This window comes from Myxococcus sp. AS-1-15 (genome assembly GCF_020037055.1).
GTDB classification, from domain to species: Bacteria; Myxococcota; Myxococcia; order Myxococcales; family Myxococcaceae; genus Myxococcus; species Myxococcus fulvus.
On the sequence record NZ_JAIQDF010000025.1, the window covers coordinates 41,715 to 59,568 of the forward strand.

Genomic DNA, 17,854 nt, shown 5'->3' on the forward strand with positions numbered 1-17,854 from the left:
CACCTCTGGCCACGCCCAATTACTCGAACGCGGACAGGCCGAACGCGTTGACGGCGTTGTCGATAATCACGCTCAGGTTCAGCTGTAGAATTCCATCCGCGGAGGGGTAGGCGATGTAGGCCAGGGAGGCCCCGCCACTCTGGGCGGCCACCACGGGCCCCGGCAGCGTGTAGAACGCCAGGCCCGCGCCCGAGGACGAGGACGTGTCCACGCCGGAGATGTGGTTGCGCACGCCGGAGCCCACCGACACCACGAACCGATCACCCCGACTCAGCGCGTTGGTCGCGGTCGCACGAAGCGTGAGGGGCGGCGGCGTGGGCGGGAAGAGCGGCACGGTGATGTCGCCAGGCGTGCCACAGGGGATGGCGGAGTCGGGCACCGTCGTCGTCTGGGTGAAGTCCGCCGGGTGGAAGTAGTAGCTCGTCGGAATCTGGTAGCCCGGCCCCGAGTCCTCCACGTCGCGGGACAGGAACTCGCCCAGGTCGTTCACCAGCACGAAGCGCTGGTCCCCGCCGACGCGCACCGTGAAGAGCGGCAGCTCCGCGCAGTCCTCGGGGATGGGCGTCGTCGTCTCGAGCACCACCTTGCCGGCCTCGCTCGCGGGCCGGATGCTCGTCACCTTGAGGTCCGTCGTGCAGCGGATGTCCTGGTTCGCCAGGACGATGGTGTCGTCGAGCCGCACCTGCCGGGAGACCTCGGTGGCCTGGGGGACCACGAAGCTCGTGGGCGTGGTCAGGTCACGCGGCAGGTCCACCATGCTCGGGAACGCGCCCTGGTAGATGAAGCGGAACACCCCGCCCACCACCGAGCCCTCGAGCAGCGTGCGCCGGGTGACGCTCGGCCCCGTCGGATTCGACGGATCACACAGGTGCTCCACCGCCTGGCTCACGTCGACGAGCGTGGAGGCGCCGCCCACCGTGATGACCTGCTCCTGCTCGTTGCGCGCCTCGACCACCACGTTGGCGCGGCGCAGGTCCAGGTCGAACTGACGCCGGTCGCTCGCGGAGAACGTGGTGATGCTGCCGTTGGACGACGGCATCAACCCCAGCAGGGGCACCGTCGCGGAGGCGTCCGTGGTGATGGTGCCCTCCGGGCCCACCAGCCGCAGCCGCAGGGTCGCCGTCGGGATGAGCGCCAGCCCCGTGGGCAGACCGTCCGGCGGGCGGATGGGCAGCATCTTCGCGCCGCTCAGGTCCGTGGCCGTCAGGCCCGTCAGCGTGTCCACGGCGAGCACACCCGTGCACTCCGTGGCGCCACCGCAGGACAGCTCGTCCTTGATGCCGAAGACGAACTGCCCCGCCTCCATCACCTGGGCCTCGTTCTGCGGCGTCTCCGAATTGTCGGGGATGGACACGCGCGGGTGCGTCACCAGGTAGCGCACCGGGAAGTTGTCGAAGCCGCCGGACAGGTCCCGCACCGCCGCGGAGGGCGTGGTGCAGTCGACGCTCGTCTCCGGGTGGGTGTCCTGCACCAGCAGCGTGCGGCCCGTCAGGCCGGTGGCCTGGCGCGTGGCCACGACGAGCTGGTCGTTCGGGAGCACCGCCATCGCCTGCACGGACTCCCCCGGCTGCAGACAGAACAGCGTCACCGCCGCGGGGACGACCTCCCCTGCCCCGAGCGCGTCGGGACCGGGCACCCACTGACGCTCGATGCGCGAGCCGCCGGTGTCGGCCTCGAAGGGCGCATCCGGGTCCTGGATGCCGTAGTAGAGCACGCCGGGTCCTGGCGTCTGGCCCTCCGGCACGGGCGCGGGAGAGCGCGCCGCGAACGCGGTGATGAGGCTGCGGCCCTCCAGCCGGAGCACCTGCACCAGCCGGTCCGGGCCCGCGGCCACCACGGAGATCTGCGAGGCGCCGGCGCTGCGCGCGTAGACATACGGGCCCGCATGGTCGGAGCCGTCGGCCTTGTAGCCCACGTCCCGCGTGAGCGAGTCCGGCCGGTCCAGCACCGGGATGGCCAGCGTCTGCAGCGGGTTGGGCGCGGGGATGAACTGCTTGGGGTCCTTCGACAGGTCCAGGACCTGGAGTTCGTCGCGGTCCGAGGACGTGACGAAGACCAGGTCGCCGACCATGGTCAGGTCATAGGTGCCGGACAGGCCGGCGAAGCCCGTGGTGGCCTGGGTATCCGAGCAGCCGGCGCCCAGCCCGGCGCACGCGAGGAGGACGGTGAGGGTGCCGCGCTTCACGGGGAGGACTCCTGACACACGCTGGTGCCCTGACGCGTGTCGCGGAGCTGCTGCACGCCGAGCAGGGCGACCCGCCGCGCATCCTGCGGCCGGTCGAGGTTGGGGATGTCGATGACGGCGACGCGTCCGTCGCCGAAGGTGGTGGTGAACAGGCGCGCCGAGTTGCCCCGCACGTCCGCCGTCAACCCGTAGGGCTGGCTGGGCTGGGCCGGGTCCTGGTCTCCCACGAGCACCTGGGCCACCAGCTGGCCCACCTCCTCGTCGTAGATGGAGACCGCCTCGTCGCCGCTGCCCGTCACCGCCACCAGGTTGCCGCGACCGGCGGCCCGGGGGATGACCTCCAGCTCGCTGGCGCCCTCGGGCAGCGACTGCGCGGACACCACGCGCAGCGTCGGCAGGTCCGCGCGCGCGTTCTCGATGTCGATGATGAGCAGCGTGTCCGGACCTCGCGCCAGCAGGTAGACGCGCTCGCGGTCCAGGTCCACCTGCGTCGGGTCGTCGCGCCGGGGACGGGACACCACCGCCACGCCGCGCGCCTCGCGGATGGAGTAGATGCTCCGCACGTCGGACTCCAGCACGCGGTCCGTCGCGGTGCGGTCCACCAGGCGCAGCACGTACGCCGCCGACAGCGTGCCCAGTTGCTGCGTCGCGGAGCTGCGGCCGGACGCGTACAGGTACCGGCTGCCGATGGCCACCGAGTGCGCCGCGCCCGGCAACAGCCCGTTGACGCCCAGCGGGACGAAGCTCGACGTGGTCAGCGTCTCGCGCGTGGGCGCCGCGGCGGGCAGGTTCACCAGGTACCCCTGGAGGTCGGACTGCTGGACGTCCGTTGACTGCGGGCCGACGAGCTCCGTGTGCGTCACCCACACCCGGCCGTCCGGGTTGAAGCGATCCACCGTGACGCCCAGCGGCGCCGGCGCGCCCGGGACGCCATCCTTGTTCGCGCCCGGGACGCCCACCAGCGAGAGCGCGTTGACGCGGCAGTCGCGGTTGGACGTGGACTGGGCGCACGTCAGGCCCAGCCCGTCATCCGCCACGTCGATGACCTGGAGGTAGCTGCCCTCGGCGCGCGTCGGGACGAACAGGCGGGGTGAGCGTCCAGGCGGGGTCCACAGCGTCATCTCGCCGGCGAAGCTGTCGATGCGCACGTAGCTGCGGTTGGCGTCGACCTTCAGGTCGGTCAAGAGCGCGGGGAAGCTTGCGAGCTCCTCCGCGTCGGCGAAGTCCTTGCCGAAGGGCCGCAGGCCCAGGGCGTCCAGGTCCAGCGCCGTCACCGCGCCGGATTCGTAGCACTTGTCGAAGTTGGCTCCCGCCACGTACAGGAAGCCGTTCGTGGACGAGGTGACCTCGGGGCGCCAGAAGGCGACACCGCTCGGATAGACGAGGCGAGAGGACGGCGGAGGCTTCTGCGTGGTGTCGACACAAGACGACAGCAGCAGCAGCGCGGAGGTGACGAGGTAGGGGCGCATCAGAGGGGGCGGGAGTGTAGGAAGGGGCCTCCCCCCGGGCAACCGGAAAGGGGCCGCGTCATTCCCGGGCGCACGGCAGCCGACGAACCGGCGCCCCCGGGGACGTGCTCCATCCCCCGGGGGGCAGGCGGCCTCGTGAGGGCCTCAGGCCGCGACTTCGGCCTGGATCTTCGAGAAGTCGGCCACCTGGTTGAACAGGGCGCCAATCTCCGTGAGCAGCCGGATGCGGTTCTCCCGCAGCTCCTTGTCCTCGGCCATCACCATCACCTTGTCGAAGAAGGTGTCCACCACGGGCTTCAACCCGGTGATTTCCTTGAGGGCGCCGGAGAAATCATCCCCCTGCAGCAGGCCCGTCACGGACGTGCGCGCGTGGGAGAAGGCCGCGTGGAGCTGCTTCTCGGCGTCGTCCACCAGCTTCTGGGCCTGCGTCTGCCCCCCCGCCACGTCGCGGCCCTGCTTCTCCACGATGTTGACCACGCGCTTGAAGGCCGCGGCCAGGGGCTGGAAGTCGGCCCGCCCGACGATGAGGCTCAGCGCCTCCAGGCGCTTCTGCGCGGCGACCAGGTCATCGAAGCCCGCCGCGAGCACCGCCTCCACCACGTCCGTGCGGTGCTGCTCGCCCCACAGCGCCTTGAGGCGGCCGCGGAAGAACTCCAGCACCTGCTCGCGCGGCGCGGGCTCGCCCGCCTTGCGCTTGACGTTGGCCAGCCGGGGCGCGAGCAGCCGCAGCGACTCGTCCACCGCCGCCGACAGGCTGAAGCGGTAGCCCCGCCCCAGCACCAGCCGGATGATGGCCAGACACGCGCGGCGCAGACCGAACGGGTCCGCCGCGCCGCTGGGCACCTTGCCGATGGCGAAGATGCCGCACAGCGAGTCGAGCCGGTCCGCGATGCCGATGAGAGCGCCCGCGTCCTGCGTGGGCAGCGCGTCCTCGGCGCCTCGCGGCAGGTAGTGCTCGAAGATGGCCAGGGCCACCGCGTCCGGCTCGCCGCTGGCGCGCGCGTACTCGCGGCCCATGACGCCCTGGAGCTCCGGGAACTCGCCCACCATGCCCGTGACGAGGTCCGCCTTGGCCAGCGTGGCCGCGCGCTCGATGGTGGCGCTCTCCCCTGCCCGCTTCGTCTGCCCGGCCAGCCACACCGCCAGCGAGCGGAAGCGCTCCACCTTCTCCAGATACGTGCCCAGCTGCCCCTGCCACACCACGCGGCCCAGCTTCTCCACGCGGTCGGCGAGCGGCGTCTTGCGGTCCTCGTCGAAGAAGAAGCGGCCGTCCGCCAGACGCGCGCGCAGCACGCGCTGGTAGCCGCGCAGGCTCAGCTGCTCGTCGCGCACCGGCGTGTTCGACACGGCGATGAACTTGGGCAACAGCTTCCCCGCCCCGTCCACCAGCGAGAAGTAGCGCTGGTGGCTCTTCATCTCCTGCACCAGCACCTCCGGTGGCAGGTCCAGGTGGCGCTCCTCGAACGTGCCCACCACGGGGCTGGGCAGCTCCACCAGGTTGGTCACCTGGTCCACCAGGCCCTCGTCCTCGAGCAGCGCGCCGCCGGCCGCCTTCGCCGCCGCCGTCACCTTCTCCACGAGCATGGCGCGGCGCCTGGCGATGTCCGCCACCACGTTCGCCTTCGCCAGCGCGGCCTCGTAGTCCGCGGGCGCCTTCAGCTCGACGGCGCCGGGCGACAGGAAGCGGTGGCCGTACGTCACGCGGCCGCTCTTCACGTCGCCGAACACCACGGGCACCACATCGCCGCCCAAGAGCGCCACCAGCCACTGCACGGGCCGGGCGAAGGAGGACTCCACGTCACCCCAGCGCATGGACTTGCGGAAGTTGATGGAGTGCACCGCCGCGTGCAGCGCGTCCGGGACGATGTCCGCCGCCGCGCGGCCCTTCTCCTCCACGCGCGCGGACACGTACTCGCCCTTGGCCGTCTGCGCGCGGCCCAGCTGGTCCACCGAGAGCTTCAGCCCCTCGGCGAACTTCTCCGCCGCCTTGGTGGGCTTGCCCTGCGCGTCGAACGCGGCCTTGGCGCTGGGCCCCAGCACCTCCTTCACCACGTCCTTGCCCGCGTCCGCCACGTCGCGCACCCAGACCGCCAGGCGCCGGGGCGTGCCGTAGACCTTCACCTCACCGTGCTCCAGGCGCGCGTCCGCCAGGCGCTCCGTCACCACCCGGCGCAGGTCCTCCAGCGCGGGGGCGATGAACGAGGCGGGAATCTCCTCCGCGCCCACTTCCAGGAGCAGATCACGCGCCACGGGTCACCTCCGCCTTCTCCTTCTTCTCCACCGGCTTGTTGAGCTGTACCGTCTTCCAGTAGTCGCTGGCCGCCTTGCCCTCGAGGATGGCGGGCTGCTCCCCCACCGTCCACGGCGTCTTGAGCAGCGGATAGCCCAGCCGCTCGCGCATCTGGAGATACCCCTCCGCGCACAGCCGCGCGTTGTCGCGCACGCGCTTGATGAAGGCCGCGCGCTCCGTGACGGAGATGGCGCCGCGCGCGTCCAGCAGGTTGAACGTGTGCGAGCACTTCAGCGCGAAGTCGTACGCGGGCAGCGGCAACTGCCGCTCGATGAGCCGCTTGCACTCCTTCTCGTACGCATCGAACAGCGAGAAGAGCATGGCCGCGTCCGACTCCTGCAGCGCGTACCGGCTCATCTCCACCTCGTTCGGGTGGAACACCTCGCGGTACTTCACGCCCTTGACCCACTCGATGTCGAAGACGTTCTCCACGTTCTGCAGGTACATGCAGATGCGCTCGAGCCCGTACGTGAGCTCCGCGGAGACGGGCTTGCAGTCGAAGCCGCCGCACTGCTGGAAGTAGGTGAACTGCGTCACCTCCATCCCGTCACACCACACCTCCCAGCCCAGGCCCCACGCGCCGAGCGTGGGCGACTCCCAGTCGTCCTCGACGAAGCGGATGTCGTGCTCGAGCGGGTCGATGCGGATCTTCCGCAGCGACTCCAGATACAGCTCCTGCACGTTCTTGGGCGCGGGCTTGAGGATGACCTGGAACTGGTGGTGCTGGAACAGCCGGTTCGGGTTCTCACCGAAGCGGCCATCCGCGGGGCGACGCGAGGGCTGCACGTACGCCACGTTCCAGGGCTCCGGCCCCAGCGCGCGGAGGAACGTCGTCGGGGCCATGGTGCCGGCGCCGACCTCGAGGTCGTACGGCTGCGTGGAGAGGCAGCCCTGGTCGGCCCAGTGCTTCTGGAGCGTGAAGATGAGGTCCTGGAAATACATAGCGATGGGTGTCCTTCTCGCAGTGCGTCGAAGGAAAAGAGCCCGCGGACCCTATTGAGGGGGTCCGAGGGCGTCAAGGACGGCGCTCACTCCTTGTACAGAGGGAGGTCCGCCAGTCGAATCTGCAGCTTGGTCACCTCGCCGGGCTTCACCGGCGCGGACAGGCGCCGGCTCACCCCGTCGGGGCTCGTGGGGTCGACCAGCCGCAGCGTGTAGGTCCCCACCGGCAGCGGGAACTTCAACAGCGGCGTGGTGCCCAGCTGGGTGGCGCCGTCGAACACCGCCGCCCGGGGAACCGTGTAGAGGGTGATCCACCCCAGCCCGGCCTTCGCCGCGCCCTTGGGCGTGCTGGTGTCCATCACCTCCGCCAGCGCGTCCGGGTCCTTCGTCACCGTGGTGACGGGCTCATCCTCCGGCTTCTCCTTGCCCGCGTACACCCGCGGCTTGCGGGTGACGGGCTTGGAGGCCTCGGCGGTCCGGGCCGGGTCCTCCTTCGGCGTCTCCTTCCCCTTGCGCGCCGTGGAGGTGGACGCGGGGCGCACGTCGGGCGCGGCCGGGGACGGCTCGGGCGGAGTCTCGACCTGGGCGGTGGGCTCCGGCGCGGAGGGCGCCTCCGCCTGGGCGCCCGGACGCGGGTCCGGCGCGGGCGTGGTGCCGGGGAAGCCCGGCGGCGGTCCCGGCTTCTGCTGGGGCGGCCACGCGGCGTTGAGCGTGGGGTCCGCGGGCGGCTGCGGATCCAGCTCCGCCTTCACCCAGGCCTTCGCGGACTCGAAGGCGGGGACGAACTGGGCGCGGACCATGGGCTGCGTCGAGGCCCAGCCCACGGCCCCCAGCAGCACGAGCAGGAACAGCCGCCCCATCCAGCGGGACTTCGGCTTCGCGGCCGGCGTCTGCACCGGCGTGTCCGAGCGCGACACGCTCCGGCCACGGCCCGAGGAGCCGGCGCCCGGGCGCGGAGGACGGGTGCGGAACTGCTGCGTCGACAGGTCGCTCGGCTCATCGAGCGAGTCCACGTCCTCCAGCGGCTCCTCGCGCGCGGCGGGACGCGGGCGCGGCGTGCGGGACGTGCCGCCCGCCTCCAGCAGCGCGCGCGGGGCACGCGGCGTCGTCGAGGCCGCCTCGGCCCCCGTACGCCGCTGCGGCACCGGCTTGGGTCCGCTGCCCGCGCGGGTGGGGACCTCCGGGTCCGTGGGCGTGGCCGGACGCCGCTGGGGCACCGGCTTGGGCGCGCTGCTCCCATCCGTGCGCCGCTGCGGCGTCGGCTTGGGCGCGCTGCTCCCATCCGCGCGCGCCACCGTGCGGGCCGCCGTCGGGGTCGGCAGCTGCGCGGTGGCGCCCATCTCGCCGACGTCGTCCTGCTGCAGCTCGCCGGCCGCCTCGCTCACCCGGGCGTCCTCGGCGCGGCTGGCCAGCTCCAGGAGCGTGCGCGTCTTCTGACGCTTCTCCTCGAACAGCTCGCCCATCACCGCGGTGACGCCATCCTCGTCGAACAGCTCCGGGCCGAGCGCCGCCTCGATGGCGCGCGCCATCTCACGGCCGCTGGTGAAGCGCTGCGCCGCGTCCCGGGCCAGCGAGCGCATCACCACCGCGTCCAGCGCCTCCGGGATGTCCGGGTTGGCGGCGCGGGGCGACGTGACGTCCGCCTCCACGATCTGCAACATCACCGCGGCCTCGTGCGGACCGTTGAACAGCCGCTGGCCGGTGAGCATCTCGTGGAGCATCACGCCCACGGAGAACAGGTCGCTGCGGCCGTCCATCGCGTGGCCACGCACCTGCTCCGGGGACATGTACCCGCTGGTCCCCTTCACCGTGCCCACCTGGGTGCGCCCCAGCCGCCCCCTCGCCTTCGCGATGCCGAAGTCGATCACCTTGACGACGCCGTCGTAGGTGAGCATCACGTTCTTCGGCGACACGTCCCGGTGCACCACCGCCACCGAGCGCCCCGACGGATCCGTGAAGTGGTGCGCGTAGTGCAGCCCCAGGCACGTGTCGCGGATCACCCGACCGATGAACCCCAGCGGCAGCCCGTACTGGCGCCGCGAGGCGGCCTTGATGACCTGCTCCAGGTTCTGCCCGGGCAGGAACTCCATCGCCAGGAACAGCTCGCCGCCGTCCTCGCCCAGGTCGAAGACCTGTCCGATGTTCGCGTGCGAGAACGCCGCGGTGATCCGCGCCTCATCCAGGAACATCTGGACGAATTGCTCGTCCTTCTTGATGTCCGGGAGGATCTGTTTGACGGCGACGAACTTGCGAAATCCGCCCGGCCCCGAGGTGAAGGCGAGGAACAGCTCCGCCATTCCTCCCATCGAGAGGCGGGTGAGGATCTCGTATTTTCCAATGCGCCGCCCCCGGTCGGGATCTTCGCTGGCGCCATCCTGCCTGGCCATGAAGCCGGACATGTTAGCCGCGCGCTGCGTCCACGTCGATGACAGTCGCGCGAAAAGGACCCACCTCCTGGGTGAGCCGAGCCACCCGCCGTGCCCTCTTCCCCACGTCCGGAAGGAGTCCTCTACAGTGCGCTGTTCTCATCACGCCGGGGCGAAAGCCGAGCCCCTCGCCGAAAGGACGCCCATGTCTCGCCACGCAGCGCAGCCTCGACTCCTCGTGGGAATGCTCGCCACCCTGGTGCTGATCGCCTGTGCTCCCGCGCACGCGGACGAACAGGCCGCGGCCCCCAAGGACACGAAAACCCAGTCCTCCCCGAAGAAGGACGGCGCGAAGCAGGAAACCCCCGTGAAGGAGGACACGGAGCAGGCCGCGGAGGACGCGGCGCCGAGCAAGGGCGGCCAGTGCACCGGCAAGGCGACCTTCTGCGGCGTGTACTCGAGCGTCTTCTGCAACAGCCAGCCCGGCTGTTCCTACTCGTACTCCACCAACCGGTGCATGGGGCTGGCCATGGAGTGCACGAAGGCCACGAACGCGGCCTTCTGCGAGAAGATCAAGGGCTGCTCCTGGAAGTGAGCCGCCTTTTCAAGCGCTGAGGGCGCGCACCCGGGCCGCGAGGTTCTGCGTGAAGAGGCGGTAGATGCGCAGCGCCGCGGCCTCGTGGGTGTCCAGGTAGTGCTCGAAGGCCGTGCGGCTGATGCGCAGCGCGCGCACGGCCGTGCGCGCCCGCACGTGCGCGGACACCGGCGCGTCCTGCACCAGGGAGATCTCCCCGAGGTACTCCCCCGGCCCCAGCGAGTTGAGCAGCCGCGCGTCCGACTCCGGGCCGCTGAAGACGTCCACCGTCCCCTCCATCAGGACGAGCAGCGCCACGCCCGGCTCTCCCTTCTCCAGCACCACGGAGTCCTGCGCGAGCACCACCTGCCGGGCCTGCCGGTAGAGGTCCTTCATGTCCTCCAGCGACAGCTCGCTGAAGATGGGGATGGCCTTGAGGAAGCGATAGCCGTTGGCCACGGGCGTGGTGGAGGGCGTGTTGCGACGGCCGAGCACCGCCTCCGCCTCCGCGTTCATGCCCATGCGACGCAACAGCCGCGCGCGCTCGGTGACCATCGCCGGCTCGGCCCGCGCCACGTCGGAGCTGGTCAGCGCGTCCACCAGCACCGCGAGCGCGCGGTGCGTGAAGCCCTCGACGTCCAGCAGCCGGCACATGCGAAGCACGGCCTCGATGTAGCGCGGGTCCTCGGGCGTCACGCCGCCCAGGGCCTCCACCTCCGCGTGGGGCTGACCGAGCTCGCGGTAGAGGTCCGCCGCGTCGAAGGGGCGCTTGAGGCGCACCAGGCACTGCGCCATGGACTCACGCGCGCCCAGGCCGCGGTACACCTCCAGCGCGCGCTCCAGGGCCCCCGCGCGCTCGAAGGCCGACGCGGCGCGCTCGGACTCACCCGCGCGCAGCCAGGCCTCCGCCGCCTCCAGGTACTGGCCGCTCTGGACGTAGAGGTCGGCGGCCACGGCGTCGTCACCGCTGCCGTCCATCAGCCGCGCGGCGCCCAGGAAGTCCCGGGCGCGTCGCAGCACCTCCACCAACCCGCGTCGCTCCTTCACCGGCCCCTGCGCGGCCTGCTTGCGCAGCCGCTCGCGCTGGGAGGCCCCCAGCTCCTCGTAGAGCTGCGCTGCCTGCTCCGTGTCCTCCAGCTCCACCAAAGACCGCACGGCGCGCAACGCCCCTTCTGCATCCGTCCCCATGCGTGCTCCCCCCACGCGAAGCCCCACTGTGGCTCCTGGCATGTCTCATCCTCCGGCCCGGTTGGCCGCCAGAAAAGGCCCGGTTCGACGCGTTGTATCGCGACGCCACCGACTGACACGACGCCCCATACCTCGTACAGGCCTTAAACGTGAGATAGAAAGCATCCAGCCGGACAACATCCCATGCCCCGCGCGCGGCCCATCACCGTCTCGACCTGGACGCCCGCCGGAGCCCCCGGGGTCCAGGTCCTCCGAGTAGAGGATGACACCCGGCTGTGGACAGGCCACGCCACCGCCCACGGACTCACCGTGACGTACGCGGGCGCCTTCGAGCCCCTCTCCACCGAGGCCCAGGTCCGCGCCGCGGTCCAGGGAGACCGCCGCGTGCGCTTCCTCACGCCCGGCGAGCAGACCGCCCTCTGACGACGCTCAGCGGCGGGGCCGAGTGCTCGGGCGACGTCGAGGCTTCGGTGTGCCTCGACGCGCCTGGCTCCGAGTTCCCCGACGCGCTGGCGCCTTGCCGCTCCCGGGTCCGTCGACACTCGACAGCACCAGATGCTTCAGCAGCGCGTACACCGGCCCCGGGTCGAACTTCGGATCCAACAGCGCCTGGAGCGCCAGTCCGTCGAAGCACGACTTGATGATGACGGCGTAGTGGTGGTCCAGGGGCTCGGGGCGCGAGGCCTCCCCCCCCCGATACCGCGCCACCGTGCGGGCCACCTCCAGGTCACCCTCCGCCTGGAGCTCGGAGACCGCCGAGGTGAGCTCCGCGTTGCGCAGCCCCAACGCGAACAGCTCGTAGCGCAGCCGGAACTGCTCGGGTGACGCGCGCAGGTGGCGCTCGCCCCACGCGAAGCTGGTGTCCGCCAGGTCCTCCAGCGGCGTCTCGTCCCGCAGCTTCTTGAGCTCCGCCACGTACTGCGCGCTGTGCGCGCGCGTGACGGCGAGCAGCAACGCGTCCTTGCTGCCGAAGTAGTAGTGCACCAGCCCCTGGTTCACCCCGGCCACGCGCGCCACCTCCTTCACCGTCGTCGCGTCGTAGCCCCGCTCCGCCAGCACGCGCGAGCTGGCGGCGATGAGCCGCTCCCGGGCATCCGGCTCTCCCGTGAGCGCCGGCTCCGGCGGAGGGGACGAAGGCTTCTTCGGGCTGCGTGGACGGGCCATCTGTCTCCCATAGGACGCCACACACCTACCCGCAAGCACCCCGAGGCCGGCCGCCCGGTCGCCTTGACATCACCCGGGCGCAGTCTTAGTTAGTCGTGTAACTAAATTAGTCGAACGACTAAAAACACGGGAGCACGAGATGAAGGTCCAGTCCAAGGGAGTCCTGACGGGAGTGCTGGCGGCGGCGGTGTTGATGGGCGCACCGGCGCTGGCGGACGACGCGGGCGAGCTGATTCCCTCGCGGGAGCGGGAGCGCCGGGGCTCGGTGCTGCTGGAGCTGCAGCCGCCCGCGCTGGACGCGTCGATGTACGGCGTGCGACTGGACATCTCGCCCCGGTTCGAGGGGCCGTTCTCCTTCGGACTGATGGCGCGCGCGGGCCAGTGGGGCAACGCGGTGGGCGTGCGCACGCGCTTCGAGGGGGCGGAGCTGGGCGAGGTGAAGCTCAACTACGCGGTGGGCGCGGACGCGCGCTACACGGTGACGACGTTCGCGAACGGCACGCTGCGGCCCTTCGTCGGGCTGACGGCGGGCTTCGAGGAGTTCGTGGCGCGCACGGGCAAGGGCCCTTCGCAGAGCGCGAGCACGGCGGCGTTCGTGGAGCCCGCGGTGGGACTCATGTGGCGGCCGGGTGCGGGGCGGCTGGGCCTGACGGCGCGCGGAGGCCCGGGCTTCACCTTCACGGACGTGCGCACCCTGCGCATCTCGAATGGTGAGCTGAAGCTGCGGCAGGTCTACCCGACAGCGTCCCTTGGCCTGCTCGTCGTCCTCTGAGCATCCGGCGGCCCACCGTGTCGGGCGCGCGACAGGCAAGGCCCACCCCGTCGTGCCCACCCCCTGAGTCCCTTCTTCATCGTGGTGAGCTTCCCCCCGGACGGCCCCGAATCCCGGGCGCCGTCCTTCACGTCGTCGCTTCCGACGCGTCGCTGGAGTCCGTCTCATGAGGACGTCGTTGCTGGCCCTCACGCTCGTCCTGGGCGCCCCGCTCGGGCTCGCCTGCGGGCGCTCCCCTCCCCCGCCCGCGCCGCCCACCGCCGTGCGCATCGCCACCGTGGGCCGCGCCGGGACGACGGCGGATGCGCGCTTCTCCGCGGAGATCCAGCCCGCCACGCGCGTGGACCTGGCCTTCAAGGTCGGCGGCTACGTGGAGTCCATCGCGAAGGTGAAGGACGTGGACGGACGCCCCCGCCTCATCCAGGAGGGCGACGCCGTGCGCGAGGGCATGGAGCTGGCCGCGCTGCGCAAGACGGACTACTCGCAGAAGCTCACCGAGGCCCGCGCGGCGCTCTCCCAGGCCCGCGCCGCCGAGGAGCAGGCGCGCATCAACTTCGAGCGCACGACGAAGCTCGTCGCCGCGGAGGTGTCCACGCCCGCGCAGCTCGACGCCGCCCGCACGCAGAAGGACAGCGCCGTCGGCGCCTCGGCCGTCGCCCAGGCCCGCGTGGAGGAAGCGCGCACGGCGCTCGAGGACACCCAGCTGCGCTCGCCGCTCTCCGGCGTGGTGCTCAAGCGCACCGTGGAGGTGGGCGTCCTGGCCGCGCCGGGCACCGTCGCCTTCTCGGTGGCGGAGACGCGCAGCGTCCGCGTGGTGTTCGGCGTCCCGGACACGCTCCTGCCCAGCGTCCGGCTCGGCGCGCCCCAGGCCGTCATCACCCAGGCCTTCCCCGGACAGCGCTTCGAGGGGCGCATCTCCCGCATCGCGCCCTCCGCGGACCCCAAGAGCCGCGTGTTCGCGGTGGAGGTCTCCATCCCCAACGAGGACCAGCGACTCAAGCCCGGCATGGTGGCCGCGCTGTCGCTGCGAGACGGCGGCTCCGCCCGACTCCAGCCGGAGCTGCTCGTGCCGCTGTCCTCCATCGTCCGCGCACCCGGCAAGCCGGACGGGTTCGCCGTCTTCGTGTTCCAGCAGCAGGACGGCAAGTCACTGGTGCGCGCCCGCGAGGTGGAGCTGGGCGAGTACCTGGGCAACGTCATCCCGGTGCGCAAGGGATTGGAGGCCGGTGAGCGCATCGTCGTCACCGGCGCCAGCCTCCTGTCCGACGGCGAGGCGGTGGAGGTGATTCCGTGACGCCCGAGCAGGCGGAGCAGGCGGAGCGGGAGCGCGACGAAGCGCTGGTGCGCCACAAACACAACACCGCGCGCTACTTCACCGAGAAGCGGCAGGTGGCCTGGGTGTTCCTGGCCTTCACGCTGGTGTGGGGCGTCTACGGCTACTTCAAGATGCCCAAGGCGAAGGACCCGGTCATCGCAGTGCGCGTCGCGGTGGCCACGTGCCTGTGGCCCGGCGCGGAGGCGGAGAAGATTGAACAGCTGGTCACCCGCCGCATCGAGCAGAAGATCTCCGAGAACGCCAGCGTCGAGAAGATCGAGTCCATCAGTCGCACCAGCCTGTCCGTCGTCTACGTCACGCTGAAGGAGGACGTCGCGGACCGCGCCAAGGAGTTCGACGACATCCAGGGGCGGCTCGACACGATTCGCGACCTGCCGAGCGGCGCGGGGCCGGTGCAGTTCCTCAAGGACTTCGGCGACACCGCGACGCTGATGCTCACGGTGGCCAGCCCTCCGGCGAACGACGTGGAGCTGGAGCTGCGCTCGCGCGCCGTCGCCCGCGCCATCGAGGACGTGCGCGCGTCCGCGTCGTCCTCCGCTCCACGGGCCACGCTGGTGGTGAGCTTCCCGCCCTCCATCAACGCGACGTCCATGCAGCGCCTGGGAGACCAGGCCCTGCGCTTCTTCGACGCCCTGCCCGAGACGGATGATGCGCGCTTCATCCAGAGCCCCGGCTTCATCGGCGTGGACATGGCCACGTCCCTGGACGACGACACGCTGCTGCGACACCTGCGCGCCTTCGCCCAGGACCACCTGAGCCTGTCGGAGCTCCACCCCGACGTGTGGCGCCCCATCATCGTCCGCGACCCGAAGGACGTCCGCGCCCGACTGACGGCGAACGCGGGAGACCGCTACAGCCACCGGCAGCTCGACGACTTCACCGACACGATTCAGCGACACCTCCAGCGGCTGCCCGTCGTCTCCAAGGTCACCCGCGTGGGCGTGCTGCCGGAGAAGATCTTCCTGGAGTACTCGCAGGAGCGCCTCGCCTCCTACGGCGTCCAGGCCTCGGGGCTCGCGAACCTCATCTCCGCGCGCAACATCACCGCGCCCGGCGGCATCCTGGAGATGGGCGGCAAGAGCATCACCATCGACCCGTCGGGCGAGCTGTCCAGCGAGCGCGAGCTGGGAGACATCGTCGCCACCACGAGCACCAACGGCACGCCGGTGTACCTGCGCGACATGGTGGACGTGCGCCGCGACTACCAGAGCCCGCCGCGCTTCCTGAACTACCTGGACGCGCGCAACGCCCAGGGCGAGTTCGTCCGCAACCGCGCCATCACCCTCGCCGTCAACATGCGCCCGGGCGAGCAGATCGACACCTTCGGCCACGCCGTGAGCGAGGAGCTGGCGCACGTCCAACGGCTGCTGCCCGAAGACCTGGTCATCCGCCGCACCTCGGACCAGCCGCTCCAGGTGAAGGAGAACGTGGACCTGTTCATGTCCTCGCTCTACGAGGCCATCATCCTGGTGGTGCTCGTCGCGCTCATCGGCTTCTGGGAGTGGAGGACGGCGCTGCTGTTGGCCCTGTCCATCCCCATCACCCTGGCGATGACCTTCGGGCTGATGCACCTGTTCGGCGTGGACCTGCAGCAGATCTCCATCGCGTCGCTCATCATCGCGCTGGGCCTGCTGGTGGATGACCCCGTCGTGGCCAGCGACGCCATCAAGCGCTCGATGTCCATGGGGTGGAAGCCGCGCATCGCCGCGTGGCTCGGTCCCACGAAGCTGGCCACCGCCATCCTCTTCGCCACCCTCACCAACATCGCCGCCTACCTGCCCTTCCTCTCGCTGCCTGGAGACACGGGCAGGTTCATCCGCACCCTGCCCATCGTCCTCACGCTCTCCCTGGTCGCCTCGCGCGTGGTCTCCATGACGTTCATCCCGCTGCTGGGCTCCGCCATCCTCCGCGCGCCCGAGACGGAGACTCCCGCATCGGAACAGAAGACCTCGCGCTTCGCCCGGAGATACCAGCAGGTCGTCGGCTGGGCCATCGACCACCGGCTGCTCGTCGTCGGCGTGGCGCTGCTCGTCCTCATCGCGGGCGCGCTCGTGGGCACCCGCGTCCGCTCCGCCTTCTTCCCCAAGGACCTGTCCTATCTGTCCTACGTGGACGTCTGGCTGCCCGAGGACGCCACCCTCACCGCGACGCGCGACACCGCCAGGGACGCCACCCGCATCCTCCAGGAGGTGGCCGAGGAGTACGGCAAGGCCCACCCGAGCGACGGCAAGCCGCGCCAGGTGCTCGAGTCGGTGACGGAGTTCATCGGCGGCGGAGGTCCCCGCTTCTGGTTCTCCGTCGCACCGGAGCTCCAGCAGCTCAACTACGCGCAGCTGGTCATCCAGGTCCGCGACAAGGAGGACACCCGCATGCTGGTGCCCTTGTTCCAGGACGCGCTGTCACGCCGCATCGCCGGGGCGCGCGTCGACGTGCGCGAGCTGGAGACGGGCAAGCCCGTGGGCATCCCCGTGTCCATCCGGGTCTCCGGCGAGGACATCTCCGTGCTGCGCGACATCGCCGAGCAGGCCAAGGCCATCTTCCGCTCCGTCCCCGGCACCGCGCGCACGCGCGACGACTGGGGCAGCGACACGTTCTCCGTGAAGCTGGAGGTGGACCCGGACCGGGCCAACCTCGCGGGCGTCACCAACCTGGACGTGGCCACGTCCTCCGCCTCGGCGATGAACGGCATGACGGTGGGTCAGCTGCGCGAGGGCATCCATCAAATCGACATCGTCGCCCGGCTCCGCGCCGAGGAGCGCGCCCAGCTGGGTGACATCGAGAACCTGTACATCAGCTCGCGCAGCGGGCCCCAGAAGGTGCCCCTGCGGCAGGTCTCCCGCGTCGCCTACTCGCTCCAGACGGAGAAGATCCGCCGCCGCAACCAGTTCCGCACCATCACCATCTCCACGTTCCCGCAACAGGGCGTGCTCGCGTCGGAGGTCCTGAAGGAGGCCCGTCCAAAGCTCGATGAGCTCCAGCAGCACCTGCCCATCGGCTACACGTTGGAGATCGGCGGCGAGGCGGAGGAGCAGAAGAAGAGCTTCGCGAGCATGGTCGTCGTGCTCGGCATGCTCATCGTCGCCATCTACGTGGCGCTGGTCATCCAGTTCAAGAACGCCGTCAAGCCGCTGGTCGTGTTCGCCGCCCTGCCCTTCGGCGCGGCGGCGGCGCTGGTGTCGCTGGTCCTCATGGGCGCGCCCTTCAGCTTCATGGCCTTCCTGGGCATCATCAGCCTGATGGGCGTCATCGTCAGCCACATCATCGTGCTCTTCGACTACATCGAGGAGGCCCACGAGCGCGGAGAGTCCCTGCGCGAGTCCCTGCTCGACGCCGGGGTCCACCGCCTGCGGCCCGTGCTGGTGACGGTGGGAGCCACCGTGCTGGGGCTCATCCCCCTGGCGCTGCACGGCGGCCCGCTGTGGCAGCCGCTCTGCTACGCGCAGATCGGCGGACTCACCGTGGCCACGGTGCTCACCCTGCTGCTCGTCCCCGTCCTCTACACGCTCTTCGTGAGGGACCTGCGCTGGATTCATTGGGAGGAGCGCTGAAGCAGGCGGCGGAGCGGTCG

The 17,854-nt window shown here is 70.9% G+C and carries 12 protein-coding genes; 5 read left to right on the forward strand and 7 right to left on the reverse strand.

Annotation, left to right across the window (positions count from 1 at the left end):
* Positions 1-19: 19 nt before the first annotated feature.
* The 5 genes from K8625_RS41005 to K8625_RS41025 all read right to left on the reverse strand — a co-directional run bounded on the left by K8625_RS41005 (position 20) and on the right by K8625_RS41025 (position 9,273).
* Positions 20-2,185, reverse strand: coding sequence for a hypothetical protein (locus K8625_RS41005; RefSeq protein ID WP_223785766.1), 2,166 nt, complete (start codon positions 2,183-2,185; stop codon positions 20-22).
* Positions 2,182-3,654 carry a YncE family protein gene (locus K8625_RS41010; RefSeq protein ID WP_223751581.1) on the reverse strand — a complete coding sequence of 491 codons (1,473 nt, stop codon included), beginning with the start codon at positions 3,652-3,654 and terminating at the stop codon, positions 2,182-2,184. Before K8625_RS41010 ends, K8625_RS41005 begins: the two co-directional genes overlap by 4 nt.
* A gap of 144 nt (positions 3,655-3,798) precedes the next feature.
* Positions 3,799-5,904 (reverse strand): glycine--tRNA ligase subunit beta, encoded by a 2,106-nt coding sequence (glyS, locus tag K8625_RS41015; protein ID WP_223785767.1) that lies wholly within the window; start codon positions 5,902-5,904, stop codon positions 3,799-3,801.
* Complete coding sequence (gene glyQ, locus K8625_RS41020; protein ID WP_046713338.1) at positions 5,894-6,886, reverse strand: glycine--tRNA ligase subunit alpha; 993 nt, start codon at positions 6,884-6,886, stop codon at positions 5,894-5,896. Before glyQ ends, glyS begins: the two co-directional genes overlap by 11 nt.
* 86 nt (positions 6,887-6,972) lie before the next feature.
* On the reverse strand, positions 6,973-9,273 hold the full coding sequence (locus K8625_RS41025; protein ID WP_223785782.1) for a serine/threonine-protein kinase: 2,301 nt from the start codon (positions 9,271-9,273) through the stop codon (positions 6,973-6,975).
* Between the two features lie 184 nt (positions 9,274-9,457).
* Here K8625_RS41025 and K8625_RS41030 point away from each other — a divergent pair, with 184 nt between their 5' ends.
* On the forward strand, positions 9,458-9,847 hold the full coding sequence (locus K8625_RS41030) for a hypothetical protein (RefSeq protein WP_223751579.1): 390 nt from the start codon (positions 9,458-9,460) through the stop codon (positions 9,845-9,847).
* A gap of 9 nt (positions 9,848-9,856) precedes the next feature.
* Here K8625_RS41030 and K8625_RS41035 read toward each other — a convergent pair whose 3' ends face one another.
* Positions 9,857-11,056 (reverse strand): cyclic nucleotide-binding domain-containing protein, encoded by a 1,200-nt coding sequence (locus K8625_RS41035; RefSeq protein ID WP_370642034.1) that lies wholly within the window; start codon positions 11,054-11,056, stop codon positions 9,857-9,859.
* 141 nt (positions 11,057-11,197) lie between these two features.
* Between K8625_RS41035 and K8625_RS41040 the strand changes: the two genes are divergently transcribed.
* On the forward strand, positions 11,198-11,437 hold the full coding sequence (locus K8625_RS41040) for a hypothetical protein (RefSeq protein ID WP_223785769.1): 240 nt from the start codon (positions 11,198-11,200) through the stop codon (positions 11,435-11,437).
* A gap of 6 nt (positions 11,438-11,443) precedes the next feature.
* Here K8625_RS41040 and K8625_RS41045 read toward each other — a convergent pair whose 3' ends face one another.
* On the reverse strand, positions 11,444-12,178 hold the full coding sequence (locus K8625_RS41045; protein ID WP_223751576.1) for a TetR/AcrR family transcriptional regulator: 735 nt from the start codon (positions 12,176-12,178) through the stop codon (positions 11,444-11,446).
* Positions 12,179-12,317: 139 nt separating this feature from the next.
* Between K8625_RS41045 and K8625_RS41050 the strand changes: the two genes are divergently transcribed.
* The 3 genes from K8625_RS41050 to K8625_RS41060 all read left to right on the forward strand — a co-directional run bounded on the left by K8625_RS41050 (position 12,318) and on the right by K8625_RS41060 (position 17,834).
* Entirely contained in the window at positions 12,318-12,950 is a 633-nt protein-coding gene (locus tag K8625_RS41050; RefSeq protein ID WP_223785770.1) for a hypothetical protein, read from the forward strand.
* A gap of 166 nt (positions 12,951-13,116) precedes the next feature.
* Positions 13,117-14,244, forward strand: a complete 1,128-nt coding sequence (locus tag K8625_RS41055; protein ID WP_223751574.1) for an efflux RND transporter periplasmic adaptor subunit — start codon at positions 13,117-13,119, stop codon at positions 14,242-14,244.
* Positions 14,241-17,834: an efflux RND transporter permease subunit gene (locus K8625_RS41060; RefSeq protein WP_223785771.1), complete on the forward strand. Its 3,594-nt coding sequence runs from the start codon at positions 14,241-14,243 to the stop codon at positions 17,832-17,834. The genes K8625_RS41055 and K8625_RS41060 overlap by 4 nt, the downstream gene beginning before the upstream one ends.
* Positions 17,835-17,854 lie beyond the last annotated feature (20 nt).

Excerpts from the sequence above, each read along its gene's own strand:
- K8625_RS41025 (WP_223785782.1), bottom strand. The coding sequence starts at position 9,273 with ATGGCCAGGCAGGATGGCGCCAGCGAAGATCCCGACCGGGGGCGGCGC.
- K8625_RS41010 (WP_223751581.1), bottom strand. The coding sequence starts at position 3,654 with ATGCGCCCCTACCTCGTCACCTCCGCGCTGCTGCTGCTGTCGTCTTGT.
- K8625_RS41045 (WP_223751576.1), bottom strand. The coding sequence starts at position 12,178 with ATGGCCCGTCCACGCAGCCCGAAGAAGCCTTCGTCCCCTCCGCCGGAG.
- K8625_RS41040 (WP_223785769.1), top strand. The coding sequence starts at position 11,198 with ATGCCCCGCGCGCGGCCCATCACCGTCTCGACCTGGACGCCCGCCGGA.
- K8625_RS41050 (WP_223785770.1), top strand. The coding sequence starts at position 12,318 with ATGAAGGTCCAGTCCAAGGGAGTCCTGACGGGAGTGCTGGCGGCGGCG.
- K8625_RS41030 (WP_223751579.1), top strand. The coding sequence starts at position 9,458 with ATGTCTCGCCACGCAGCGCAGCCTCGACTCCTCGTGGGAATGCTCGCC.
- glyQ (WP_046713338.1), bottom strand. The coding sequence starts at position 6,886 with ATGTATTTCCAGGACCTCATCTTCACGCTCCAGAAGCACTGGGCCGAC.
- K8625_RS41035 (WP_370642034.1), bottom strand. The coding sequence starts at position 11,056 with ATGCCAGGAGCCACAGTGGGGCTTCGCGTGGGGGGAGCACGCATGGGG.
- K8625_RS41055 (WP_223751574.1), top strand. The coding sequence starts at position 13,117 with ATGAGGACGTCGTTGCTGGCCCTCACGCTCGTCCTGGGCGCCCCGCTC.